Source organism: Arthrobacter ipis (assembly GCF_014694315.1).
GTDB classification, from domain to species: Bacteria; Actinomycetota; Actinomycetes; order Actinomycetales; family Micrococcaceae; genus Arthrobacter; species Arthrobacter ipis.
The window spans coordinates 227,769-251,159 of sequence record NZ_JAAOXD010000003.1 but is presented as its reverse complement, the minus strand read 5'-3'; the positions used below and the strand labels follow the sequence as shown (position 1 = coordinate 251,159).

Genomic DNA, 23,391 nt, shown 5'->3' with positions numbered 1-23,391 from the left:
GTTTCGCTGGGTGGCAATACTGAGTATCTACCGCTACTGCACCGGGTGTGGCCCTACATGACCAGCAGGACCTTGCCCACGTGCTCGCCGGAGTCGAAGTATTTGTGGGCCGCCCTGGCCTGGTCCAGCGGGAAGGTCTTCGCCACCAGCGGGTGGATCCGCCCGTCGGCAACGAGGGGCCACACGGAGTCCCTGACCGCCGTCATGATGACACCCTTCTCGGCTGTAGGGCGGGGTCGCAGCGCTGTGGCCACGATGGCCGCGCGCTTGCGCAGCAGCTGCCCGAGGTCCAGTTCGCCCTTGGCGCCTCCCTGCAGCCCGATGACGACGAGCCGGCCGTAATCGGCCAGGGCGTCAACGTTTTTCTGCAGGTACTTGGCGCCCACGACGTCCAGGATGACATCGGCACCCTTGCCCCCGTTTTGGGCACGCAGGCTCTCGGCGAAGTCTTCCTCCGCATAGTTGATGGCGATGTCGGCGCCAAGGAACGCCTTGGCGGTACTGACTTTCTCGTCGGTGCCCGCGGTGGCTGCCACCGTGGCCCCCAATGCCTTGGCCAGTTGGATGGCCATGGTGCCAATGCCTCCCGTGGCGCCGTGGATCAGGACTGTCTCCCCCGGCTGCAGCTGCGCCGTCATGACCAGGTTTGAGTACACGGTTGCCGCCACCTCAGGCAGGGCCGCAGCGGTAACCAGGTCCACGCCGTCGGGAATCCTCAGCACCTGTTCCGAGGGCACCGCGACCTGCTGCGCATAGCCACCGCCGGACAGCAGCGCCACTACCTTGTCTCCGACGGAAAACGGCTTGGTGACGCCGGGGCCGAAACCCGCGATCCTGCCGGACACCTCCAGCCCGGGGATCTCCGAAGCACCTGGCGGGGGCGGGTAGTAGCCCCTCCGCTGCTGGACGTCGGCGCGGTTCAGGCCGGCCGCCACAACATCGATAAGGACCTCACCGTGGCCCGGCTGGGGAGCCGGCACTTCACGGATTTCCAGAACTTCCGGCCCGCCGGGCTCCGAGATAAAGACGGCTTTCATGGCGAACTCCCGATTTCTAGCTGATTCCTGCCCCAAAAATACTGTGCTGCGGCGACAACTGCCACGCGGCGGTTTTTGTTGCAGCCAACTGCCTATGAAACACTACTAGTTAGGGAAGGTTGTCCGAGCGGCCGAAGGAGCTGGTCTTGAAAACCAGTGTGCGGTAACCCCGTACCAAGAGTTCGAATCTCTTACCTTCCGCGCAGGAGTCAGGGCCGTGCGAAAGCACTACGCTGGCGGTCATTTTGAAGGCCGGCCGGGCCAATCGAAAGGTTGGCTGGGCCGGCCTTTTGCGTCGGCAAGTAGTGGCTCTCTCCACCAGCAAGTAGGGGTGCGGACGGGGGGCCGGAAAACAGGTACTCCGAGTACCTGTCCGGCAGAATTCGAGTACGCGCCACTGATGCGCGCCGTTGCCGGAAGGCGTTCACTTGTATCAGCACCGCTCTATCCCGCGACCGCGGGAGAGAGATTCCGCATCCACCGTTGCATGTGGGGGTCGAGGTCATGGGCAAGGCTGAAAAACAGAGCCTGCGCTACTCGGATTACTACTGGTGCATGTCGCTGAAGGACTTCACCGAGTGGATCGAGGCCGACGACGACCAGGAGCCGGGCACGTCATACTCGGACCAGCGCTGAGCGCACCCCGTCGCACCCCCATTGAAACTGTCACACCCCCCGGCATAGTGTCGGTTCTGTCCGTAGCACCTCCATGACCTGCGGGAACGTCCCGCAAACCACACCAGGAGCAGACTATGCCTACGCCCGAACCCACGCCCGGCGCCCCCTGCTGGGTCGACCTTATGACCACCGATGCCAACCAGGCGAAACAGTTCTATGGCGAACTGTTCGGCTGGGACTTCCAGACCGGAGACCAGGAAAAGTACGGCGGCTACATCACCGCCCAAAAGAACGGCAAGACCGTCGCCGGCATCATGCAGAAGCAGGAGGGCCAGGAGGCTATGCCGGACATGTGGTCCACCTACCTGTGGTCCGACGACGCCGCCGCCACAGCCGCGGCGGTGGCCGCAAACGGTGGCCAGGTGTACATGGAGCCCATGGACGTCCCGGAACAGGGCCACATGGCGTTCTTCGGTGATGCTTCCGGCGCCGCGATTGGTGTGTGGCAGCCGCGGGAGATGCGCGGTTACGAGCTTGTTGGCGAGCCGGGCGCCCCGGCCTGGCACGAGCTTCACACCAAGGACTACTCCGCCGCGGTGAAGTTCTATCAGGACGTGTTTGGCTGGGACACCGACGTCATGAGCGACACCCCGGAGTTCCGGTACACAACCCTGGGCGCAGGCCGGGAGGCGAAAGCCGGGATTTATGACGCATCGGCCGACCTTCCCTCCGAAGTCCCCTCCAACTGGGTGGTCTATTTCGCTGTGGAGGACGCTGACGCTTCCATCGACAAGGCCGTCAGTTTGGGTGCGACGGTCCTTGACGGACCGGATGACACACCCCACGGCCGGCTGGCCACGCTGACGGACCCCACCGGGGCGAGATTCAAGCTCGTGGCCGACACGGGCCAGGGCAACGCGGGCGACGCCGAAACCGGCGGACAGGGCGCCCTGTAGTTACGTTCGGTTGAATGGATGCCGGCCGGCAGCTTCGCAGGAAGCTGCCGGCCGGCATTTTTGTGCTCGCCCGAGGGGTGGCACTCCGCCGGGAGCTGAGGACGCGTCCGCGCTCAGGCGACGGGAGTGAGGACGCGTCCGCCCTCAAACGGCAGGAGCTGAGGACGCGTTTGGGATCAGGCGACGGGAGCTGAGGAAGCGTTTGGGGGCAGGCCGAGGATGGCGCGGGCGATCTCGTCGGCGTCGCGGAGCGTGCGCTGCCCGCTGGGGTACACCGGACCTGCCCGCTGGGCCGCCTCGGCGGCGATGGCCGTTCCCCACTGAGTGGCCGAGAGCTGCAGCCCCAGCACGTACATCCGGTCCGTGACCTCGCCGTTCGCGGCAACGGGCCGGTACGGGTGCGGCTGGACGTCGAGACCTGAGGACTGCACCGGGGTGCCTTCCACGGTCATCATGGTGCGCGGCCGGACGAGCCCGTCGGCGAGGAGCTGTTCCAGCAGCGGGGACTCGTTGAGGGCCACCCGGTTGGCCGGTGCCAGCGCCTCCACCAGCGTGTGTGCTTCCGCGGCACCGCCCCGAACCCACGGCGAGGCGGCGGTGAAGGCGCGCTTCCCGCGCGCCACGCCGAACTTGGGGTCCGGGCCCACGAAGCTGACAATTCCGGCGCGTGCCAGAGCCGCCAGCTGCTCGGCGCGCAGCGCCGGAGGACCGCTGGCCAGGCCCTCCACCAGCGACTCAAACCAGCCCCGCAGGCCGGCGACCCACGACTCATCGGTGATCCCGCCGTCGGCCACCACCGATTTCAGCACGGCGCGGCCGTGGTGCAGCGCGCCGATGGCCATCTTGACGGGGTCGTCCTCGCCGAGCGCTGAGCGCCGGGCATCGTCGTCGAGATACTCGACGACGGCGGCATCCAGCTCGGCACGGGAAGCAAAGCTCCGCCCGGACAGCGGGGCGGCCAGGCCGCGCAGGTCCAGCCTGCTGGCCGGATGGACATGGCGGCCGACGACAGCGTTGAAGTCCGTTTCCCACCGGCCGGTGCTGTGGGCATGCGGGTGCAGGGCCTCGTCCAGCTCCTTGAGGAACGCGGCGTGGTCCGGTACGGCGTCCGGCTGTGCGCGCACCAGGGTCGTGTAGTAGGCCCAGAGCGCGTCCCGGTGGAGCAGCGGCCAGAGGTCGTGGTCGAATGCCGGAACAATCCCGGCGGCCGCGAACCTCTGCAGTGCCTTCCCGGTGAAGTAGCGGAGCGTGACCGACGCCGGGTAGTAGCCCGCGAGGGTGGCCTTGGACCGGTACGGCGTTCCGCGCCGGGACGCGGCGAAGATGATCGGCTCCTGGCCCGAGGGCAGGTACTCGAGGGCGTCCCCCGCCTCCACGAACTTCCCGCCCCGGCCCTCCGTGAGCTGGCCCATTACGTCGAAGAAGTTCAGACCCATCCCGCGGACAAGCACCGGCTCCTGGGCTGGAATCACGCTCCAGTCGACGTCGGCCGGGACGGCGGGCGGAAGGTAGCGCAGGCCGAATTGGGCGGCGGCAGCCTGCAGTTCGCGCTGTTCCGGGCTGAGGCGGGACGCGAGGTGGCCCAGCGCGAGCACCACCGAATCGACGGTGAGGATCCCGCCGCCGTCCGGTTCGCCGCCGCCCGGTTCGTCGCCGTCGGGTTCGCCGCCGTCCAGTCCGCCCCTGTCCAGTTCGACCTCGAACCTTCCGTCCGGTTGCCGGCGCGCAGCGGTAGCCGTCGCCTGGTGCATCTCGATCGTGACGCCGTCGGGCAGCGCGGCGAGCAGCTCCTCGACCGTGGACCGCAGGTAGCGGCCGTAGATGGCGCGGCTGGGGAAGTCGCCGGATCCCAGTACGGCGAGCTCCGCCCGCTCGTCATTGGTGAGCTCCGGCAGGAGGCTGCGCTGCTGGACTGTCCGCCAGCGGTCGAAGGTGGTGCCGGCCAAAGGCGCGGCCAGCCCCGTGTCCTCGGGAACCAGCGTGGGGTAGAACGACTGCGTGTTCATCAGGTAGAGGCGGGACTGGCCGGGCTGCCAGACGTGCCCCGGGCCGGCCGGAAACGGATCGATGACGTCGATGTGCAGGCGGGCTCCGGCAGGGCGGGCGGCGGACCAGTTGGCGAGCAGCCGCTCCAGCACGCTGGTACCCCTCGGACCGGCGCCGATGAGCGCCGTCCGGATGCTCTGCGAAATAACCACGCCTTCCAGAGTATCGGCATGTGACTTGCTAGCTGAGCGGGGATGTTGTTTGGATGGGCGCATGACCACCACCGCAGCTGATTCTGCCCCCGCGTCCGGCGCCGCTCCCACAGAGACCGCGCCCGCGCCCACTGACGAGAACATCTGGCTGGAGGACATCTACGGCGAGGAACAGCTGGCCTGGGTGCGCGAGCAGAATGCCCGCACCCAGGATCTGCTGGAGGACGCCGACTACGCCCGGCTCGAGGGCGAGATCCTCGAGGTGCTGGACTCGACGGACAAGATCGCCATGGTGAGCAAACATGGCGAGTGGTACTACAACTTCTGGAAGGACCGGCAGAACCCCAAGGGCCTGTGGCGCCGCACCAGCTGGGACAGCTACCGCACTGATGCCCCGGAGTGGGACGTCCTGCTCGACGTCGATGCCCTGGCGGCTGCCGACGGGGTGGAATGGGTCTTCCACGGCGCAAACCTGCTCCGGCCGGAACCCGGGCAGCCGTACCGGCGCGCCCTGGTGGCGCTCTCCCCCGACGGCGGCGACGCCAACCGCTACCGCGAGTTCGACGTCGAGTCCCGTGCCTTCGTTGATCCCGCTGCCGGCGGTTTTGATCTCCCGACGGCGAAGGGAAACGTCTCGTGGCTCGATGCGGACACGCTGCTGGTCGCCAGCACCGCAGAGGATCTCCCCCGCACGGCGTCCTCGTACGCCCGCACCGCCGTGCGGTGGCGCCGGGGCCAGGCCCTGAGCGATGCGCCGCGCATCTTCGAGATCCCCGAGGACCACATGATGGCGATCGTGGCCCACGACTCCACGCCCGGCTTTGAGCGGACGTTCGCGGTGGACTGGATCGACTTCTTCAACCGCCGAACCTCGGTGCTGCAGGACGGCGGCTGGGTGCCGGTGGACGTGCCCACCGACGTGAACTCGGGCGTGCACCGGGAGTGGCTGCTGTTCAGGCCGCAGCGTGACTGGACGGTGAACGGGACCACCTACGCGGCAGGCTCCCTGCTCGCCGCTGATTTCCGCGCGTACCTGTCCGGTGAGCGCGAACTGACAGTCCTCTTCGCCCCGGACGCGCACACATCCCTGCAATCCTGGGGCTGGACCCGGAACTTCCTGCTGCTGAACCTGTTGAAGGACGTGTCCTCGGAAATCCGCGTGCTGGATCCGGCCGACTCGTGGCGGTCCTCGCTGCTCGATGCCTGCCCGCCGCTGCACGATGTCAATGCCTTCGCGGTGGATGACGAGGACGAGGCGGAAGGCGGGTGCGGGGACGACTTCTGGCTCGTGGCCACCGGCTTCACGACGCCCAGCACCCTGACCCGCGGCACCCTGACCCGCGGGACATTCACCACGGTCGCCGCCGACGGCGGGACTTCCGGCGGGTCTTCCAGCGAAACGCCAGTGGCAGGCGTGGTGAGCAGCCACGCGGAAGTGAAGGCGTCGCCGTCGTTCTTCAATGAGGCGGACTATGAGGTGCAGCAGCACTTCGCCGTCTCCGCTGACGGCACGAAGGTACCGTACTTCCAGGTGGCCGCACGCGGCCTGGTGCTCGACGGGCAGAACCCCACCCAGCTTTCCGGCTACGGCGGCTTCGAGGTTTCGCGGACGCCGGCGTACAGCGGCACCATCGGCCGGGCGTGGCTGGAGCGGCGGACTGCCGCAGTTCCCGGCGACGGCCTTGCGGAGGGGCACAGCCGGGGTGGCGTGTATGTTGTGGCCAACATCCGCGGCGGCGGGGAATACGGCCCCTCCTGGCACCGGGCCGCACTGCAGGAAAACCGGCACCGCGCCTACGAGGACTTTGCCGCGGTGGCCAGGGACCTGATCTCCCGGGGCGTCACCAGCCGCGAGCGTCTCGGCTGCGTCGGCGGCTCCAACGGCGGACTGCTCGTGGGCAACATGCTGACGCGGTATCCCGAACTGTTCGGTGCGGTGTCCTGCGGGGTGCCGCTGCTGGACATGCGCCGGTACACCAAACTGTCGGCCGGTCACTCATGGATTGCCGAGTACGGCGACCCCGACCTGCCCGAGCACTGGGAATTCATCAGGACCTTCTCGCCGTACCACCAGCTGAAGGACGGCGTGGAGTATCCGGACACCTTCATCTGGACCGCAACGTCCGACGACAGGGTGGGTCCCGTGCAGGCCAGGAAGATGGCCGCGCGCATGCTGGCCATGGGCATCCCCAACGTCTGGTTCCACGAAGCGCTGGAGGGCGGGCATGCCGGTGCCTCGGACAACCGGCAGGCCGCCGCGCTCCAGGGCCGCAGCCAGCACTTCCTGTGGAAGGCGCTGGCGGAAGGCACGGCCTGACCTCCTGGAGTTTTCGCGTCGTCTCCTGGAGTTTCCGCGTCGTCTTCGTGGAGTTTTCGTCCAGATATCGCGAGTTAGGGACCCTTGAGCCCGCATTATCTGGACAAAAGCTCCGGTGGTTTGCCGGAGCTGGCGCGTTTTTGGCGGGCCGCCCCGGCCGTTTTGCACTGGGTGGCCGGTTCTGCGTATCCTTGGTGGGCTAGGAATAGCAATTGGAGACGTGCCAGAGCGGCCGAATGGGCTTCACTGCTAATGAAGTGTGGGGCACAACTCCACCGGGGGTTCAAATCCCCCCGTCTCCGCGTTTGGCCCCGGTCCCTGGACCGGGGCCGTTTGCGTTCCCGGGCCGTTTCCCTGCCGCTTGCCCGCCAGACCTGCCGTTACTCAGGCCGTTCCGGCCGTCCGCGTGCCGGACCGCCAAGGCAATAAACCTCATTCCGGTGTCAGGATGATTGCATGAACAAGCTTTCTGCCAGCGAGGCCTGGAGCCCCAAGCTTGCCCTGCTGGTGGCGGCCACGTTCTTCATGGAGTTCCTCGACGGGACGGTCCTGACCACCGCCATCCCAAGCATCGCCGGGGACTTCGGGGTGCCGTCGGCCAGCGTGAACATCACCATGACCGCCTACCTGATGACAGTGGCCATGGGTATCCCGCTGAGCGGCTGGTTGGCGGAGCGCCTTGGGCCCCGGCGGATTTTTTGTCTGGCCATCGCTGTCTTTGCCCTGGCGTCGCTGCTGTGCGCCGCCAGCCAGGACCTCACTATGCTGACCGTCAGCCGCGTCCTGCAGGGCCTGGGCGGGGCAATGATGGTGCCGGTAGGGACGCTGCTGGTGCTTCGCGGGACACCAAAGTCGGATCTGCTGCGCGCCACCGCCTATCTCGTCTGGCCGGGGTTGCTGGCTCCGGTCCTCGCACCGCTGGTGGGCGGCGCCCTGACCACCTACCTGTCCTGGCACTGGATCTTCCTGATCAACCTGCCGCTCGGCGCCGCAGCCTTCCTCGCCGCCCTGCGCCTGGTTCCTGCCGTTCCCGGCGACCGGACCCGCCGGCTGGACTGGCTTGGGCTTGCCCTGACGACAGCCGGCGTGGGCGCTTTGGTTGCGGGCCTTGAACTGGCCAGCGGACACCCCGGCGGCTTGTGGACCTGGCCCAGCATTCTGGCCGGGGTTCTCGCGCTGGCAGCAGCGGTCTTCTGGATGCGACGCGCCGCCCACCCTTTGTTTGACCTGACGGTGTTCGGCACCCGCACCTTCCGGGCCACCAACTCGGGCGGCTTCATCTACCGGCTGACCATCAGTGCCGTGCCGTTCCTGTTGCCGCTGATGTTCCAGAACGGATTCGGATGGAGCCCCCTGCACGCGGGCATCATGGTGGCCGCCGTGTTCATCGGGAACATCGGCATCAAACCCGCCACGACGCCGCTCATCAGGCGCTTCGGGTTCAAGCCGGTGCTGGTGTTCGCATCCCTGGCGTCGGCAGCCACCTTCGCCCTCTGCGCGATGCTGACCCCGGCCACACCGGAACCACTGGTGTTCGGGCTCCTGGTGTTTAGCGGGGCGTTCCGTTCCATCGGCTTCTCCGCGTACGCATCGGTCCAGTACGCAGACATCGTGCCGGGGCAGCTGACGTCGGCCAACGCCGTCTCGGCAACGCTCGTTCAGCTGGCCACCGGGGCCGGCATCGCGGTGGGCGCCCTGCTGCTGCGCCTCTTCGGGTCGGAATCCCTGCTCTCGTCCGGGCTTGGCGGCGTCCTGTCAGCCGGACCGGACGGCAGCAGCGTGGCCGCCTACCGCGGCGCGTTCCTGTCGATTGCGGTGCTGATGCTCCTCAGCACCGCCGACAGCCTGATGCTCCACCGGCACGCGGGGGCCGAGGTCAGCCGGCCTGGGCCAGCGCCAGCGGAAGCACCGCGCCCGCACCGGCCCGCCTGAGCGCGCGTCCCGCGACGGTGACGGTCCAGCGGCTGTCCACGAGGTCGTCGATGAGCATCACGCTGCCTCCGCCCAGGCCAGCGAGCTCTGCCGCCAGTGACTCCCCCACCACGAGACGGTCCCACACACCGGCCAGCCGGTAGGCGCTGTTGCCGCCGCGTCCGCCCGTGGGCCCGCCGTGCTCGAGCTGCAGCTGGCCGATGTACGGGATGCGGCCGATCTGGGAGATGCCACGGGCCAGGGAGTCCACGAGTTCGGGCCTGCTGCGCGAGGGCATGCTGACAATCGCCGCAGGCCTGCCTGCGCCGCTCCAGCCCGGAATCCGGGAATCACCGGTGCCCCATTCGCGGAGCACCTGGACACAGGCCTGCAGCATGCCGGGATCGACAGCGCGGTCCGAGGCCCCGGCCGCGAAGAGTTCGCGCAGCGCCCCGCCCCAGCCCAAATCGGTCAGCCTGGCGAGGACCCGGCCGTCCGCTACGTTTTCGTCAGGTTTGATCTTGCCCTTCACCGGCACCCCGAGGCGGTCCATTCCGCTGGGCCACTGGAGCCGGGACTCCAGCACGATGCCCGCACGGCTGAGGGTCTGTCCTGCAGCCTCCGTGGCTGTGGAGGCGACCTCCGAGGGGAACCACCTCCCTGCGCAGTTGTCGCAGCGGCCGCAGGCGGCGGCGGTCTCGTCATCCAGGACCGAGGTGATGTACTCCATCCGGCACCCGGCGGTGTCCTGGTAGATGACCATGGAGTCCTGCTCGTCCACCCGGGCCTCCGCGATGCGGCGGTACCGTTCGGCGTCGTACGTCCAGGGCATCCCGGTGGAGCGCCAGCCGCCGCCCACCCGTTCCACTGCGCCGTCCACGGCGAGGACCTTCAGCAGGAGTTCCAGCGGCGTCCGGCGCAGGTCCACCCGGGCCTCCAAAGCCACGGTGGACACGGCCGAGCCCGCCTCCGCCAGCGCGGTCAGCACAGCCGTGGCCTTCTCCTCGGAGGGCATGGAGGCCGTGGCGAAGTACTGCCAGATTTCGCGGTCCTCGGACCCGGGCAGGAGCAGGACATCTGCATTGGCGGCGCCACGGCCTGCCCTGCCCACCTGCTGGTAGTAGGCAACCGGGGACGACGGTGCGCCGAGGTGCACCACGAAACCGAGGTCCGGCTTGTCGAAGCCCATCCCCAGCGCGGAGGTGGCCACCAGTGCCTTGACCTGGTTGTCCTTGAGGAGCTGTTCCGCCCTCTCCCGGTCTGCCGGGTCTGTGCGGCCGGTATAGGCCAGTACCTCGTGGCCCGCCTCAGCGAGCAACCTGGCGGTGTCCTCGGCGGCGGAGACTGTCAGGGTGTAGATGATTCCGCTGCCCTGCAGATCGGCCAGGTGCGTCAGAAGCCAGCCCAGACGCTCGCGCGAATCGGGCAGCGCCAGGACCCCGAGCCGCAGCGACTCCCTGCCCAATGCGCCGCGGATGGTCAGCACGCCGTCGCCCAGCTGTTCCTCGATGTCGTGGACCACCCTGGAGTTGGCAGTGGCTGTGGTGGCCAGTACAGGCACGGTGTCCGGCAGCTCGGCGATGAGGTCGGCAATGCGACGGTAGTCGGGCCGGAAATCGTGGCCCCAGTCTGAGATGCAGTGGGCCTCGTCGATAACCAGCAGCCCCGTGCGCCGGATGAGTTCTGGCAACTGGTTTTCGCGGAACGAAGGATTGGTGAGCCGCTCGGGGGACACCAGCAGGACATCCACCTGGTCGGCAGCAAGCTGCTCCCGCACCGTATCCCACTCCAGCTGGTTGGCGGAGTTGATAGCCACGGCCCGGACACCTGCCCGGGCGGCGGCGGCCACCTGGTCCCGCATCAGGGCCAGCAGCGGCGAAACGATCAGGGTGGGTCCGGCCCCGCGCCGCCGGAGCAGCAGGGACGCCACGAAGTAAACGGCGGATTTTCCCCAGCCCGTCCGCTGCACCACAAGCGTCCGGCGGCCGCCGTCGACCAGCGCTTCGATGGCCTCGAACTGGCCGTCGTGGAAGTCGGCGTCCGGCCGGCCTACCAGCTCGCGCAGCACCGACAGGGCCTGGCCGCGGGTCCCAGTGACCGCTTCGTGGTCCGTTCCGGCGCCGGTACCGGAGGGGCCGGGGGCAGAAGCAAGGACAGGAGCGTGCTGGTTATTTGCCATTGATTCAGTATCCCAGCCGCCTCTGACACTCCAAACCCAGCGGACCCGCCATGTGGACAACAGCCGGCGTGCGCTTCTGTGACTTCCCCTTCACAGGCCGCCGCGCGGGTGCCCGTAAGATAAGTGCCGTGACTAGCGACAAGACCCGTACTTTTGACCTTTCGGCCTCGTTCAAGGCGTATGACGTCCGCGGCATCGTGGGCGACTCCATCACCGCTGAAATCGTCGAAGCCGTAGGCGCAGCGTTCGTTGACGTGCTTGGCCTTGAGGGACAGACGGTCCTGGTCGGCGGGGACATGCGCCCGTCCTCCCCCGAGTTCAGCAAGGCGTTCGCCGGCGGTGCCGCCACCCGGGGAGCCAACGTCCAGCTGCTGGACCTGATCTCCACGGACGAGCTGTACTACGCGTGCGGAGCCTTGAACGCCGCAGGTGCCACGTTCACCGCGAGCCACAACCCCGCCGCATACAACGGCATCAAGATGGCCAAGGCCGGCGCCGTCCCCATCTCCTCCGAGACCGGCCTCAAGGAGATCCAGGCACTCGCCGAGCAGTACCTGAACACGGGCTCCATCCCCGCTGCCGAAACGCGGGGGCAGATCGGTGTCCGGGACGTGCTGAAGGATTACGCCGAGTACCTGCGCACGCTGGTTGACCTCTCCGCTTCGCGCCCCCTCAAGGTGGTGGTGGACGCCGGCAACGGCATGGCCGGACTCACCACACCGGCCGTCCTCGGCGACACGCTGCTGCCCAAGCTGCCCTTCGACATTGTTCCGCTCTACTTCGAACTGGACGGCTCCTTCCCGAACCACCCGGCCAACCCACTGGAGCCGGAAAATCTGCGCGACCTGCAGGCCGCCGTCGTCGAACACGGCGCGGACATCGGCCTGGCGTTCGACGGCGACGCCGACCGCTGCTTCGTCATCGACGAAAAGGGCGAGGCGGTCTCGCCGTCGGCCATCACCGGCATGGTGGCCCGCCGGGAAATCGCCCGCGCGAAGGCGCAGGGCGAGGCGAATCCCACCATCATCCACAACCTCCTGACCTCCCGCGCGGTACCGGAACTCGTCGCCGAAGACGGCGGCCGGGCGGTACGGACCCGGGTGGGCCACTCCTTCATCAAAGCCGTCATGGCAGAGGAAGGCGCCATCTTCGGCGGGGAGCACTCCGCACACTTCTACTTCCGCGACTTCTGGAACGCGGACACCGGCATGCTTGCCGCCATGCACGTGCTGGCCGCACTGGGTGAACAGGACGGCCCGCTTTCGGAGCTCGGCCGGGAGTACGAACCATACGTTTCCTCCGGTGAAATCAACTCGGAAATCGAGGACAAGGCCGGCGCCGTGGAGCGCGTCCGGGCCGACTTCGAGACCGAGGACGTGGCGGTGGACCACCTGGACGGCAGCACCTTCACCGCCGCCGACGGCAGCTTCTGGTTTAACCTGCGCCCCTCCAACACCGAACCGTACCTGCGGCTGAACGCCGAAGCCACGGACCGGGCCACGATGGAGCGGGTGCGCGACCGCGTGCTGGCCCTGGTCCGCAGCTAGGACTGCCCGTGGCATCACCCGACTCGACCCCGGCCCAGTCATCGTGGCGCGCATCCGTGCCGGAGTCCACGGCCACGGATCTGGAAAACCTGCTGGGCACCGGAATGGCGGCGGCCCAGGAGCAGCTTGAGCGCAGCGGCGGGTTCCCGCCGTTCGCCCTCGTGGTGGAGAACGACGGCGATGTGCGCCTCGTCGCTGTTTCGCCGGCAGATCCGGATGCGGACGGGGACAGCGAGTTCGACGCCGACGCGATGATCCGCGACATCACGGAGCTTTTGCGCCAGCACCGGGACGAGTTCCGCGCCGCCGCCATTGTTTGCGACATCACCCTGGTCGAGGAGGACTCGGACGCCATCCATGTGGCCACCGAGCACCGGGACGGCGCGGTGTTCGCAGCGGTCCTGCCGTACGCCGCCATCACCGGGGGCACCGAGTGGGAGTTCGGCGACCTTGCCGCCGACTCCAACGAGCCTGTCATTTGGACGGACTAGACCGGGCGAAACGGCGAAGTGCGCCGGCACCAGGCGCGCACAGCCACCCGCCGCGCTGGTCGGAACGTCGATTTGCCCAGGTCATTTAGGCTAGAAGCATGAAAATCAACGCCTTCGCGGACGTCAGCCTGCGCGCCCTCATGGTGCTCGCTGCCGCGCCCGAGGGCGGCCTGCTGACCACCCAGAACGTCGCGGACGCCGTCGGAACCCCCTACAACCACGTCAGCAAGGCCGTGGCGAAGCTGCGCATGCTCGGGCTCATTGACGTGGAGCGTGGCCGGAACGGGGGCTCGCGGCTCAGCGCGGCCGGCCGCCGTGTCACCGTGGGCCGGGTCCTGCGGGAGCTGGATACCCGCGAGGACGCCGCCGAGTGCATCGGTCCGGCCGGCAGCTGCCCGCTCATCAATGAGTGCCGGCTCCGCGGCGCCATGGCCCGCGCCCGCGAGGCCTTTTACCGCGAGCTCGACGACGTCGTGGTGGCCGAACTGCCCACCTCACGGCAGATGACACCCGTCTTCGAGGCCATCGGTCTGCGCCCCGGCGCCTAGCCGCCCTCCTGACCGCCCACCCGCCTGGCCGTGTTCGCCCGCCCGAAGAACCGCGCCTGAACCGGCCGCCCCCGCACGCCCTTACCCGGCTCCCCCGCGCTCCCTTCTCCATTTGGAAAATTACTTCTACGGGGTGTAGAAATAGACCCGTAGAAACTTGTATTTTAAATACCAATATCTACAGTTTCCGGTCCGGCCCAAAGACCCCGGACCACTAGCTCAGGAGTATCGATGCTCTCGGACAAGTCCCGTCCCGTTGTTGAGGCCACGCTGCCGCTGGTCGGCTCGCGAATCGGCGAAATCACCCCCAAGTTCTACAACCGCCTGTTCGGCGCGCACCCGGAACTCCTTGACGGGCTGTTCAGCCGCTCCAACCAGCGCAACGGCAACCAGCAGCAGGCCCTGGCCGGAAGCATCGCCGCCTTCGCCACCCACCTGGTCAACAACCCGGACACCCTCCCGGAGACCGTGCTGTCCCGCATTGCGCACCGGCACGCTTCCCTCGGCATCACCGAGCCGCAGTACCAGGTGGTCTATGAGCACTTGTTCGCCGCCATCGCCGAGGACCTGGCCGACGTCATCACCCCGGAGATCGCCGAAGCCTGGACAGAGGTGTACTGGCTCATGGCCGACGCCCTGATCAAGCTGGAGAAGGGCCTCTATGCGGCCCAGGCGAACACCGCAATGTGGATGCCGTGGACCGTCGTCGAAAAGACCCCCGCCGGCACCGGATCAATGACATTCACCCTGGCGCCTGTGGATGACACCCCGGCCACCGCCGCGCTTCCGGGCCAGTACATCAGCGTCAAGGTCGCCCTGCCGGACGGCCTCCGCCAGGTCCGCCAGTACTCGCTCTCCGGCGATGCCGGCACCAGCCGCAGCTTCACCACCAAGATCAACGACGGCGGGGAGGTCTCCCCCGTGCTCCACAACAGCGTGGAGGTCGGAGACATCATCGAAATCTCCAACCCCTACGGCGAAATCACCCTGAAGGACGGCGACGGCCCTGTGGTTCTCGCCTCCGCCGGTATTGGCTGCACGCCCACCGCCTCGATCCTGCGTTCCCTCGCCGAAACCGGCTCCGACCGCCAGGTGCTGGTCCTTCACGCCGAGAGCACGATGGACAGCTGGGCGCTGCGCTCCCAGATGACGGACGACGTCGAGCGCCTCGACGGCGCCGCCCTCCAGCTCTGGCTGGAGGAACCGCAGGTGGGCACGAAGTCCGGCTTCATGTCCCTGCGCGAGGTGGACCTCCCCGCCGACGCCTCCCTGTACCTGTGCGGGCCGCTGCCGTTCATGAAAAACATCCGCAATGAGGCCATCGAGGCAGGCATCCCCGCAACACGGATCCACTACGAGGTCTTCGGCCCGGACATCTGGCTGGCCGCCTAGCCCCTCCGGGCGGGGAGCTTTTGTCCACCTGTCACGACTTTAGGGGCGGTTAGCGCCCATTATCTGGACAAAAACTCCAGAACGGACGACGGCGGCCCCGCACCCTTGAAGAAAAAGGTGCGGGGCCGCGGTCGTACTGGTCTAGGCCAGGCGGGCCTTCAGGCCGTCGAGCTCCTGCTGGAGCGCGGCGGGCAGCGAATCGCCGAAGTTGGCGAACCACTCCTCGATAGACGCGAGCTCGGTCTTCCACTCGTCGGCGTCGACGCGCACGGCGTCCTCCACCTGGGCGGGGGTCATGTCGAGTCCGTCAAGGTCGATGGCGTCGCCGGTCGGCACGAAGCCGATGGGGGTCTCCACGGCGTCGGCCTTACCTTCGAGCCGCTCGATGGCCCACTTCAGGACACGCGCGTTGTCCCCGAAACCGGGCCAGGCGAAGCCGCCCTCGGCCGTGCGGCGGAACCAGTTGACCAGGAAGATCTTGGGCAGGCGCTCCGGGTTGGCCTTGGCGGACAGGTTGACCCAGTGGTTCAGGTAGTCGCCGGCGTCGTAGCCGATGAACGGGAGCATGGCCATGGGGTCGCGGCGGACCACGCCGACGGCACCGGCAGCAGCAGCGGTGGTTTCGGACGACAGGGTGGAGCCCATGAAGATGCCGTTGGTCCAGTCGCGGGCCTCGGTGACCAGGGGGATGGTGGTCTTGCGGCGGCCGCCGAACAGGATGGCGGACAGCTCCACACCGTTCGGGCTGTGGTACTCCTCGGCCAGCATGTCGATCTGGTCGATCGGGGTGCAGAAGCGCGAGTTCGGGTGGGCTGCCGGCTTGCCGGACTCGGGCGTCCAGGAGTTGCCCCGCCAGTCGGTGAGGTGCGCCGGGGTTTCCTCGGTCATGCCCTCCCACCAGACGCCGCCGTCATCGGTCAGCGCAACGTTGGTGAAGATGCTGTTGCCCTTGGCGATGGCGCGCATGGCGTTGGGGTTGGTGCCCCAGCCGGTGCCGGGGGCCACGCCGAAGAGGCCGGCCTCGGGGTTAACGGCGCGGAGCTCGCCTTCCTTGCCGAACCGCATCCAGGTGATGTCGTCACCAAGGGTTTCGACCTTCCAGCCCTTGATGGTGGGGTCCAGGAGGGCAAGGTTGGTCTTGCCGCAGGCGGACGGGAAGGCAGCCGAGACGTAGTAGGTCTTTTGTTCCGGCGAGGTGAGCTTGAGGATGAGCATGTGCTCGGCAAGCCAGCCCTCGTCGTGGGCCATGACCGAAGCGATGCGCAGGGCGTAGCACTTCTTGCCCAGCAGCGCGTTTCCGCCGTAGCCGGAGCCGAAGGACCAGATGGAACGCTCTTCGGGGAAGTGCACGATCCACTTGTCCGGGTTGCAGGGCCACGGGACGTCGGCCTGGCCGGCCTCCAGCGGAGCGCCCAGGGAGTGCAGGGCCGGAACGAAGAAGGCGTTGGTTTCGGTAATCCGGTTCAGGACGTCCGTGCCGATGCGGGCCATGATGCGCATGGAGGCGACAACGTAGGCGGAGTCGGTGATCTCGACGCCGAACTTCGGATCCTCGGCGTCGAGGTGGCCCATGACGAACGGAATGACGTACATGGTGCGGCCGCGCATGGAGCCGGAGAACAGCCCGCGCAGCTTCTCCTTCATCTCCGCCGGGGCCATCCAGTTGTTGGTGAAGCCTGCGTCGTGCTCCTTCTCGGAGCAGATGAACGTCTGCTCTTCAACGCGGGCCACGTCAGCGGGGTCCGAGAAGGCTGCGAAGGAGTTGGGGAACAGGTCCTGGTTCAACCGCTTCAGGGTGCCGGCCGCGACGAGTTCGTCGGTGAGGCGGGTGTTTTCTTCCTCGGAGCCGTCGACCCAATGAATCCGGTCCGGCTGGGTGAGCCCAGCGACCTCTTCAACCCATGCCAGCAGACCGGCATGGGTGGTGGGTGCTTTCTCAAGCAGCGGCAGTCGCGCCAAGTGGGCCATTGCAGTTCCCTTCCTCGGGTTCAGTGGTGTGTGCTAAATGCTATTTCTGATGATCTGGACCAATTCGCGGTCAGACATCGGATGTCCTGCGCGCCGGGACCCAACTTCCGCGGAAATTCAAGGAATTTGGATTTAGAAAACTCGAAATTAGTGACGAAGGTCACATAGACCGGTCTAGTTGTGTAAATTACACGGTCCTCGATTTGGAACTGCGGCCCTCCTCGCGTAAAGTTATTCGAGGTTCGGGGCGAGGGAAAAACTCGCCGGGAACCGAAGATGCGCCCATAGCTCAGCTGGATAGAGCGTCTGTCTACGGAACAGAAGGTCAGGGGTTCGAATCCCTTTGGGCGCACAGAGAGAAGGTCCGCACCGGGAAACCGGCGCGGACCTTCTGCGTTAAGCAGCGGAATGGTCCGGAACCAGCTTCCTAGTCGCCAACCGCCTCGCGTATCCGCTGGCGGAACCCCTCGAAGTGGTGCGTCAGCTCGCGGGCTGCCCGGGCCCTATCCCCGGCAGCCACGGCCGAATAGATGTTCCGGTGCACCGCAGCTAGTGCCGGCAGATCCTCCACACCGGGTCCAACCTCGGTATAGATCTTGCGGTAAACCTTCCAGAAGACGCCCAGCAGGTTTAGCAGGAGCTCATTGTTAAGGGGTTCAAAGAGCCTGCGGTGAAACTCGGCATCGGCTTCCACAAAGGCATCCCCCGCTTCCGCGCTCTCCTCCATGCGGATGACCGACTCCTCGATCGCGGCCAGCTGTTCGGCCGTCATCTCATCCATGGCGTTGCCGATGAGCCCGGCCTCCAGCGCGTGCCGGACGTCCACGAGCTGCCGCGCTTCCAGGCCGTGGTGCCGCAGTGAGAGCCGCCCGCGGAAAATCAGGCCGTCGGCGAGGGATTCGAAATTGCTGGGCGCAACGAACATGCCGAAGCCGTGGCGGATCTCAATGACCCCCAGCGCCTGCAGGACCTTCAGCGACTCCCGGAGGGTGTTCCGGCCCACGCCGAGCGCGATGCACAGCTCGTTTTCGGTGGGAAGGGCGTCGCCGGGCTCCAGTTCACGGTCCAGAATGAGCTCCATGATGTCCGACTGCAGGGCGCGCAGGCGGGCCTGGGCGCCGAAGCGGGCCGGCGGAACCACGTTGGAGGGCTGCATGGAAGGCTCCTTTGCACTGTCCGTACTTTTCCTCACCGTAGCGGATGTCCCATGTCCCCAGAACGGCGGGGTCCATTGTTACGGAAGCGCCTGCCAGGGTCCGCGGCAGGCGTGGGCGTAGGATTTTGCCATGCCACGTCTTGTTGAACGGGAATTCGATGTCATTGTGATCGGCGCCGGCGCGGCAGGGGAAAATGCCGCGGACCGGGTGGTGCAGGGCGGCCTGACGGCGGTCCTGGTGGAAGCCGAACTGGTGGGCGGCGAGTGCTCCTACTGGGCTTGCATGCCGTCCAAGGCACTGCTGCGACCGGGCACCGCACTGCATGGGGCCCAGTCTGTTCCCGGCGCGAGCGAAGCCGTGACCGGAACGCTCGACGCTGCCGCGGTCCTCAGGCGGCGCGACTCCTTCACCTCCCACTGGCAGGATGCCAGCCAGGTGGAATGGGTGGAGGGCGCAGGCATCGAGCTGATCCGCGGCCGGGCACGCATCACCGGTGAGCGGACAGTGGGAGTAGCCGGGCGGGACGGCGACGATTACGCACTCACGGCGCGTCACGCCGTCGTGCTTGCCAACGGCTCCACACCCAACCAGCCGCCCGTCGACGGGCTGTCCGAGGTTGAGTACTGGGGCACGCGGGAGGCGACCTCGGCAAAGGAGATCCCCGGACGGCTTGGCGTGTTGGGCGGCGGCGTCGCCGGCACCGAGCTTGCCCAGGCGTTTGCCCGCCTCGGGTCTACAGTCACGCTGGTGGCGCGCAGCGGGCTGCTGCGCAATTTTCCCACTGAGGCCGCGGAACTGGTGGCCGCCGGCCTGCGGGCCGACGGTGTGGAGCTCCGGCTCGACACCAAGACCCGCAGCGTCCACAGGAATTCCGACGGTTCCCTGACGCTCGCGCTCGACGGCGGCGACACCGTCACGGTGGACAAGCTGCTGGTGTCGACCGGCCGGCGGCCCGCGCTGGAGGGGCTCGGGCTGGAGAGCGTGGGCCTGTCCGCCACCGACGGCAAACCCCTGACCCTCAGCACCGACTCGACCGGCCTGGTGGCCGAAGCGTCGGGCAACGACGGTCCCTGGCTGTACGCGGTGGGCGATGCCGCGGGCAAAGCACTGCTGACCCACCAGGGCAAGTACGAGGCCCGGGCCACGGGCGCAGCCATTGCCGCCCGCGCCAAAGGTGAGCTTCGCGGGGAGCCCGAGCCGTGGAGCCGATATGCGCAGACAGCCGACGAACACGCCATTCCCAACGTGGTATTCACCGACCCCGAACTGGCCAACGTCGGCAGATCGCTGGAGCAGGCCCGCAAGGACGGCTACAACGCATCTTCGGTGGAGTTGCCCATCGAAGTGGCCGGCTCCTCACTGCACGGCCGGAACTACAAGGGCTGGGCGCAGCTAGTGGTGGACGAGGACCGCAAGGTGCTCCTCGGCGCAACGTTCGCTGGGCCCGACGTCGCCGAACTCCTGCACGCGGCGACCATCGCCGTCGTCGGGGAAGTTCCCCTGGGCCGGCTCTGGCACGCAGTGCCCTCTTACCCCACCATCAGCGAGGTCTGGCTGCGCCTGCTGGAAAAGTACGGCCTCTAGAGATTATTTGAACTGACCAGTCAGTTCGGTTAGCCTTGATGCAGACAACTTCTGCGAAAGGCTCGCTTTGCTCTGCGCACGACAGCTCAGCGTCAAAGGCCGGCGGCTCGACCTCCTGCCGCCGACATCCCTCCAGGTGGCCCGCGGCGAACTGCTGCTGGTGACCGGTGACCGCCAGGACCAGCGGACGGCCCTCGCGCTTGTCCTCAGTGGGCGGATGAAGCCCGACGGCGGCACCGCCAGCTGGGACGGCTCGGACGGGGTCAAACCGCTGCGCCGCGCCAGCGCCCTGATGGACTCCCCCGGCGTCAACGAACCTGAACAGCACCTGAGCGTCGCGGACCTCGTAACCGAGGATCTGGCCCTGATCCCCCGGCGATACCGTGGCGCCCTCCTCAGCAAACCGTGGCTGAAGGTCAACCGCTTTGAGGACGTCGCTGGCATGTGGACGGAGCAGCTCCCGCCGGCGCGCCGCACCCAGCTCCTCACGGCGCTGGCCCTTGCCAACCCCCGCACGGACCTCCTCGTGGTGGACTCGCCCGACCGGCACGGTTCGGATTCTGCCCACTGGCTGCCCCGGCTCCGGGACTTGGCGAACGACGGCGGCCGGCCCCTCGCCGTCGTCGCAACCGTTACTGCCCTCCCGGACGGCTGGGCCGGAGCGACTGCGGCAATCGGCAACGCGGCCCGCCGGTCCTCCAAGGGGAGTTTTTGTCCAGATAATGGCTTCAAAACGCCCCCGAAGTCCGAAGATGTGGACAAAAACTCCAGCATGCCGGGTGGGGTGGCCAAGTGACTGTCCTGCGGCTGGCGCGCTCCGAACTCAAGCGCATGACCGGCGGGCTGCTGCCCAAGCTGACCATCCTGGCCCTGGCCTTGGTGCCGCTGCTCTATGGCGCGGTGTACCTCTACGCCAACTGGAATCCGTACGGCAACCTCGACCGGATCGATGCCGCGCTCGTGGTGGAGGACACCGGGGCGGCCACCGGCAACGGAACGCGGCTGGAGGCCGGGCAGAAGGTGGCGGACAGCCTCGTCGAGGGGCACGTGTTCAACTGGCAGACGGTCCCGTCCGCCGCGGAGGCGGACCAGGGCGTCAGCGACGGAAAGTACGCCTTCGCCCTCAGGATCCCCAAGGACTTCTCTGCCAATCTTGCCTCGCCGGGCAGCTTCAATTCGGCGACCCAGGCCATGCTCAACGTCACCACCAACGACGCCAACAACTACCTGCTGAGCACCATCGTGGACAAGCTGACCACTGCCGTCCATGCGTCGGTGGCCAAGGAAGTAGGCGCGGAGACGGCCAACCAGCTCCTCACCGGGTTCGGCACCATCCACACCCAGATGGTGAAGGCGGCCGACGGCGCTACCCAACTGGCCGACGGCGTCACCCGGCTGCACGACGGTACGGTCACCCTGCATGAGGGAACCGGGAAGCTGGAAACCGGGGCCGCCGACCTTTACAACGGCCAGGTCAGGCTGCGTGACGGGGCCAACGAACTCTCGGCCGGTGCCGGACAGCTGAGCGGAGGGCTGGCGGAGCTGCGCGACAAGACGGCCGGGCTTCCGGTGGACTCGCAGCGCCTCGCTGACGGCGCCGCGCAGGTTGCGGCCGGAAACGCGGCGCTGAACAGCAAGGTGCAGGACGCCGTCGGGCAGCTCGAGGCAGCAGAAAATGGCCTCCGCGGCCGGCTGCAGGAGTCCAACAGCAAGCTGGTTGCCGCCGGCGTCCTCAGTCAGGAACAGTCGGACAAGGTGCTCGCGGAAGTTGATTCCGCGGCTGCCTCCGGCCCGGTCAGCGACGCCAAGGCGAAGATCCAGGCAGACGCCGCGCAGATCCAGCAGCTTTCCGACGGATCGGCTGCGGTCAGTGCCGGCGCGGCGCGGCTGGCTGCCGCCGCACCTGCACTGACCGGCGGCATCTCGACGGCGTCTGCGGGGGCAGACCGGCTGGCAGCGGGAGCCGCAGGGCTGGCAACCGGATCGCAGACGGCGCTGGACGGTTCCGCCGCCCTCTCGGCGGGCGCCCAGAAGCTCGACGACGGCGCGGCGCAACTGGAGGGCGGAGCGGGCACCGCCGCGGCCGGAGCCGGGAAACTGGCTGACGGGCTGTCCCAGGGCGCCGGCAAGGTCCCCCACCCCGATGACTCGCAGAAGAGCAGTCTCTCGGCCGTGATGTCCGACCCCGTGGCCGTCAGCAACGTCTCGCAGGCGAAGGCCGGCTCCTACGGTGCAGGCCTGGCCCCCTTCTTCATGACCCTGGCCCTGTGGATCGGCATCTTCATGCTGGTCCAGGCCATGCGGCCCATCACCCAGCGCGCTCTGGCTTCCAATGCGCCGGCCTGGAAGATCGCCGTCGGGGGCTGGCTTCCGTTCCTGGCAGTGTCTGCCGTACAGGCGAGCCTGCTGACCGTCGTCGTGAACGTCGGCCTTGGACTGCATCCTGCCCATCCGTGGCTGATGTGGCTGTTCCTGCTGGCTGCTGCCATGGCGTTCAGCGCCATCATCCAGGGCGTGGTGGCGCTGCTCGGTTCACCGGGGAAGCTGGCGGTGCTCATCCTGCTCGTGCTGCAGCTGGTCTCCTCGGGCGGCACCTTCCCGTGGCAGACCACCCCTGAGCCGCTGCACGCGGTCCACCGGGTCCTGCCCATGGGTTACGTGGTGGATGGCATGCGGCACCTGGTCTACGGCGCGGACCTGTCCCTGATCCCGGCCACCGTGGCGGGGCTGTTTGGCTACACTTTGCTGGGGATGGCACTTTCGACGCTGGCCGTCCGCAAGAACAAGTTCTGGACCCTCAAGACCCTGAAACCGGAGATCGCCGTATGAGCACGCTGGAGGCGGACCAGGAACCCGTTGCACCAAGGAAGCTTCGCCCCGGCCGGACCAATGCCACAAAGCAGAAGCTGTTCGAGGCATCCATGGACCTGATCGGGGAACGCGGCGCATCAGGTGTGACGGTGGACGAGATTGCCACTGCGGCCGGCGTGTCCAAGGGGACCGTCTACTACAACTTCGGCAGCAAGTCTGACCTGATCGCCCAGCTCCTGCGGCACGGCGTCGACATCCTCGAGGCCAGGCTGCTCAGCGTGAAGGGCGGGACAGCGGACCCTCTGGCCGGCATGGAGGCGATGATCGGCCAGGCCATGGATTTCATGGCCGAGTATCCGTCCTTCGCCAGGCTGTGGGTAGGCGAGCAGTGGCGCACGCCGAGCGAATGGCAAGACACTTTCGCCGAGCTCCGGGCCCGGCTGCTGCAGGTGATCGGCACGGCAATCGAAAGCGTTGCTGCGCAGTATCCGGTGGACGCCACCATTTCCCGGGGAAGCCTGGAAGCGGCCGTGTTTGGCGCCTGTTTCGTGGTGGGGCTGGACCGCCAGACGTACAACCCCGAACGGAGCCGTGACCAAAGCGTTGCAGCCATCATGACAATCATGCGCGGCTACGTGCTGAAGGGGCCCGATCCTCAGGGATGATTGGTCCCATGC

General features: G+C 67.4%; 17 protein-coding genes and 3 tRNA genes. 15 read left to right on the top strand and 5 right to left on the bottom strand.

Features of this window, described 5'->3' with window-relative positions; all coding sequences use genetic code 11:
* Positions 1 to 53: 53 nt before the first annotated feature.
* On the bottom strand, positions 54 to 1,037 hold the full coding sequence (locus G9E11_RS08185) for an NAD(P)H-quinone oxidoreductase (RefSeq protein WP_190604647.1): 984 nt from the start codon (positions 1,035 to 1,037) through the stop codon (positions 54 to 56).
* Between the two features lie 113 nt (positions 1,038 to 1,150).
* Between G9E11_RS08185 and G9E11_RS08180 the strand changes: the two genes are divergently transcribed.
* The 3 genes from G9E11_RS08180 to G9E11_RS08175 all read left to right on the top strand — a co-directional run bounded on the left by G9E11_RS08180 (position 1,151) and on the right by G9E11_RS08175 (position 2,611).
* Positions 1,151 to 1,238 (top strand) — tRNA-Ser (locus tag G9E11_RS08180).
* A gap of 303 nt (positions 1,239 to 1,541) precedes the next feature.
* Positions 1,542 to 1,673 (top strand): hypothetical protein, encoded by a 132-nt coding sequence (locus tag G9E11_RS21380; RefSeq protein ID WP_284691168.1) that lies wholly within the window; start codon positions 1,542 to 1,544, stop codon positions 1,671 to 1,673.
* Between the two features lie 116 nt (positions 1,674 to 1,789).
* Positions 1,790 to 2,611, top strand: coding sequence for a VOC family protein (locus G9E11_RS08175; protein ID WP_190604646.1), 822 nt, complete (start codon positions 1,790 to 1,792; stop codon positions 2,609 to 2,611).
* Positions 2,612 to 2,787: 176 nt separating this feature from the next.
* Here the strand turns inward: G9E11_RS08175 and G9E11_RS08170 are convergent, their stop codons facing one another.
* On the bottom strand, positions 2,788 to 4,809 hold the full coding sequence (locus tag G9E11_RS08170) for an FAD/NAD(P)-binding protein (protein ID WP_190604644.1): 2,022 nt from the start codon (positions 4,807 to 4,809) through the stop codon (positions 2,788 to 2,790).
* Positions 4,810 to 4,870: 61 nt separating this feature from the next.
* Between G9E11_RS08170 and G9E11_RS08165 the strand changes: the two genes are divergently transcribed.
* The 3 genes from G9E11_RS08165 to G9E11_RS08155 all read left to right on the top strand — a co-directional run bounded on the left by G9E11_RS08165 (position 4,871) and on the right by G9E11_RS08155 (position 9,058).
* A complete protein-coding gene (locus tag G9E11_RS08165) occupies positions 4,871 to 7,126 on the top strand; it encodes a prolyl oligopeptidase family serine peptidase (protein WP_190604642.1) in 2,256 nt (751 codons plus the stop codon).
* Between the two features lie 214 nt (positions 7,127 to 7,340).
* Positions 7,341 to 7,428, top strand: a tRNA-Ser gene (locus G9E11_RS08160).
* A gap of 154 nt (positions 7,429 to 7,582) precedes the next feature.
* A complete protein-coding gene (locus G9E11_RS08155) occupies positions 7,583 to 9,058 on the top strand; it encodes an MFS transporter (protein WP_190604640.1) in 1,476 nt (491 codons plus the stop codon).
* On the opposite strand, the gene G9E11_RS08150 is transcribed toward G9E11_RS08155, so the two are convergent.
* Positions 9,003 to 11,216 carry a RecQ family ATP-dependent DNA helicase gene (locus tag G9E11_RS08150; protein WP_190604638.1) on the bottom strand — a complete coding sequence of 738 codons (2,214 nt, stop codon included), beginning with the start codon at positions 11,214 to 11,216 and terminating at the stop codon, positions 9,003 to 9,005. The two genes, G9E11_RS08155 and G9E11_RS08150, sit on opposite strands and share 56 nt — an antisense overlap.
* 128 nt (positions 11,217 to 11,344) lie before the next feature.
* On the opposite strand from G9E11_RS08150, the gene G9E11_RS08145 reads away from it, so the two are divergent.
* The 4 genes from G9E11_RS08145 to G9E11_RS08130 all read left to right on the top strand — a co-directional run bounded on the left by G9E11_RS08145 (position 11,345) and on the right by G9E11_RS08130 (position 15,194).
* Positions 11,345 to 12,763 (top strand): phosphomannomutase/phosphoglucomutase, encoded by a 1,419-nt coding sequence (locus G9E11_RS08145; protein ID WP_190604636.1) that lies wholly within the window; start codon positions 11,345 to 11,347, stop codon positions 12,761 to 12,763.
* 8 nt (positions 12,764 to 12,771) lie between these two features.
* Positions 12,772 to 13,254, top strand: coding sequence for a hypothetical protein (locus G9E11_RS08140; protein WP_190604634.1), 483 nt, complete (start codon positions 12,772 to 12,774; stop codon positions 13,252 to 13,254).
* 98 nt (positions 13,255 to 13,352) lie between these two features.
* A complete protein-coding gene (locus tag G9E11_RS08135) occupies positions 13,353 to 13,802 on the top strand; it encodes an RrF2 family transcriptional regulator (protein WP_190604632.1) in 450 nt (149 codons plus the stop codon).
* A 231-nt stretch (positions 13,803 to 14,033) separates the two neighbouring features.
* Positions 14,034 to 15,194: a globin domain-containing protein gene (locus tag G9E11_RS08130; RefSeq protein ID WP_190604630.1), complete on the top strand. Its 1,161-nt coding sequence runs from the start codon at positions 14,034 to 14,036 to the stop codon at positions 15,192 to 15,194.
* A gap of 141 nt (positions 15,195 to 15,335) precedes the next feature.
* Here G9E11_RS08130 and G9E11_RS08125 read toward each other — a convergent pair whose 3' ends face one another.
* Positions 15,336 to 17,162 carry a phosphoenolpyruvate carboxykinase (GTP) gene (locus tag G9E11_RS08125; protein WP_190604628.1) on the bottom strand — a complete coding sequence of 609 codons (1,827 nt, stop codon included), beginning with the start codon at positions 17,160 to 17,162 and terminating at the stop codon, positions 15,336 to 15,338.
* A 278-nt stretch (positions 17,163 to 17,440) separates the two neighbouring features.
* Between G9E11_RS08125 and G9E11_RS08120 the strand changes: the two genes are divergently transcribed.
* Positions 17,441 to 17,514: transfer RNA gene (locus G9E11_RS08120), tRNA-Arg, on the top strand.
* A gap of 75 nt (positions 17,515 to 17,589) precedes the next feature.
* On the opposite strand, the gene G9E11_RS08115 is transcribed toward G9E11_RS08120, so the two are convergent.
* Complete coding sequence (locus G9E11_RS08115) at positions 17,590 to 18,318, bottom strand: FadR/GntR family transcriptional regulator (RefSeq protein WP_190604626.1); 729 nt, start codon at positions 18,316 to 18,318, stop codon at positions 17,590 to 17,592.
* Between the two features lie 130 nt (positions 18,319 to 18,448).
* Here G9E11_RS08115 and G9E11_RS08110 point away from each other — a divergent pair, with 130 nt between their 5' ends.
* The 4 genes from G9E11_RS08110 (at position 18,449) to G9E11_RS08095 (ending at position 23,379) form a co-directional block, all read left to right on the top strand.
* Positions 18,449 to 19,903 carry a dihydrolipoyl dehydrogenase family protein gene (locus G9E11_RS08110; RefSeq protein WP_190604624.1) on the top strand — a complete coding sequence of 485 codons (1,455 nt, stop codon included), beginning with the start codon at positions 18,449 to 18,451 and terminating at the stop codon, positions 19,901 to 19,903.
* A gap of 67 nt (positions 19,904 to 19,970) precedes the next feature.
* Positions 19,971 to 20,699 (top strand): ABC transporter ATP-binding protein, encoded by a 729-nt coding sequence (locus G9E11_RS08105; protein ID WP_190604622.1) that lies wholly within the window; start codon positions 19,971 to 19,973, stop codon positions 20,697 to 20,699.
* Complete coding sequence (locus G9E11_RS08100; RefSeq protein ID WP_190604620.1) at positions 20,696 to 22,732, top strand: YhgE/Pip family protein; 2,037 nt, start codon at positions 20,696 to 20,698, stop codon at positions 22,730 to 22,732. Before G9E11_RS08105 ends, G9E11_RS08100 begins: the two co-directional genes overlap by 4 nt.
* Entirely contained in the window at positions 22,729 to 23,379 is a 651-nt protein-coding gene (locus tag G9E11_RS08095) for a TetR/AcrR family transcriptional regulator (protein ID WP_190604618.1), read from the top strand. Before G9E11_RS08100 ends, G9E11_RS08095 begins: the two co-directional genes overlap by 4 nt.
* Positions 23,380 to 23,391 lie beyond the last annotated feature (12 nt).

Excerpts from the sequence above, each read along its gene's own strand:
- G9E11_RS08185 (WP_190604647.1), bottom strand. The coding sequence starts at position 1,037 with ATGAAAGCCGTCTTTATCTCGGAGCCCGGCGGGCCGGAAGTTCTGGAA.
- G9E11_RS21380 (WP_284691168.1), top strand. The coding sequence starts at position 1,542 with ATGGGCAAGGCTGAAAAACAGAGCCTGCGCTACTCGGATTACTACTGG.
- G9E11_RS08175 (WP_190604646.1), top strand. The coding sequence starts at position 1,790 with ATGCCTACGCCCGAACCCACGCCCGGCGCCCCCTGCTGGGTCGACCTT.
- G9E11_RS08165 (WP_190604642.1), top strand. The coding sequence starts at position 4,871 with ATGACCACCACCGCAGCTGATTCTGCCCCCGCGTCCGGCGCCGCTCCC.
- G9E11_RS08155 (WP_190604640.1), top strand. The coding sequence starts at position 7,583 with ATGAACAAGCTTTCTGCCAGCGAGGCCTGGAGCCCCAAGCTTGCCCTG.
- G9E11_RS08150 (WP_190604638.1), bottom strand. The coding sequence starts at position 11,216 with ATGGCAAATAACCAGCACGCTCCTGTCCTTGCTTCTGCCCCCGGCCCC.
- G9E11_RS08135 (WP_190604632.1), top strand. The coding sequence starts at position 13,353 with ATGAAAATCAACGCCTTCGCGGACGTCAGCCTGCGCGCCCTCATGGTG.
- G9E11_RS08130 (WP_190604630.1), top strand. The coding sequence starts at position 14,034 with ATGCTCTCGGACAAGTCCCGTCCCGTTGTTGAGGCCACGCTGCCGCTG.
- G9E11_RS08125 (WP_190604628.1), bottom strand. The coding sequence starts at position 17,162 with ATGGCCCACTTGGCGCGACTGCCGCTGCTTGAGAAAGCACCCACCACC.
- G9E11_RS08115 (WP_190604626.1), bottom strand. The coding sequence starts at position 18,318 with ATGCAGCCCTCCAACGTGGTTCCGCCGGCCCGCTTCGGCGCCCAGGCC.
- G9E11_RS08110 (WP_190604624.1), top strand. The coding sequence starts at position 18,449 with ATGCCACGTCTTGTTGAACGGGAATTCGATGTCATTGTGATCGGCGCC.
- G9E11_RS08095 (WP_190604618.1), top strand. The coding sequence starts at position 22,729 with ATGAGCACGCTGGAGGCGGACCAGGAACCCGTTGCACCAAGGAAGCTT.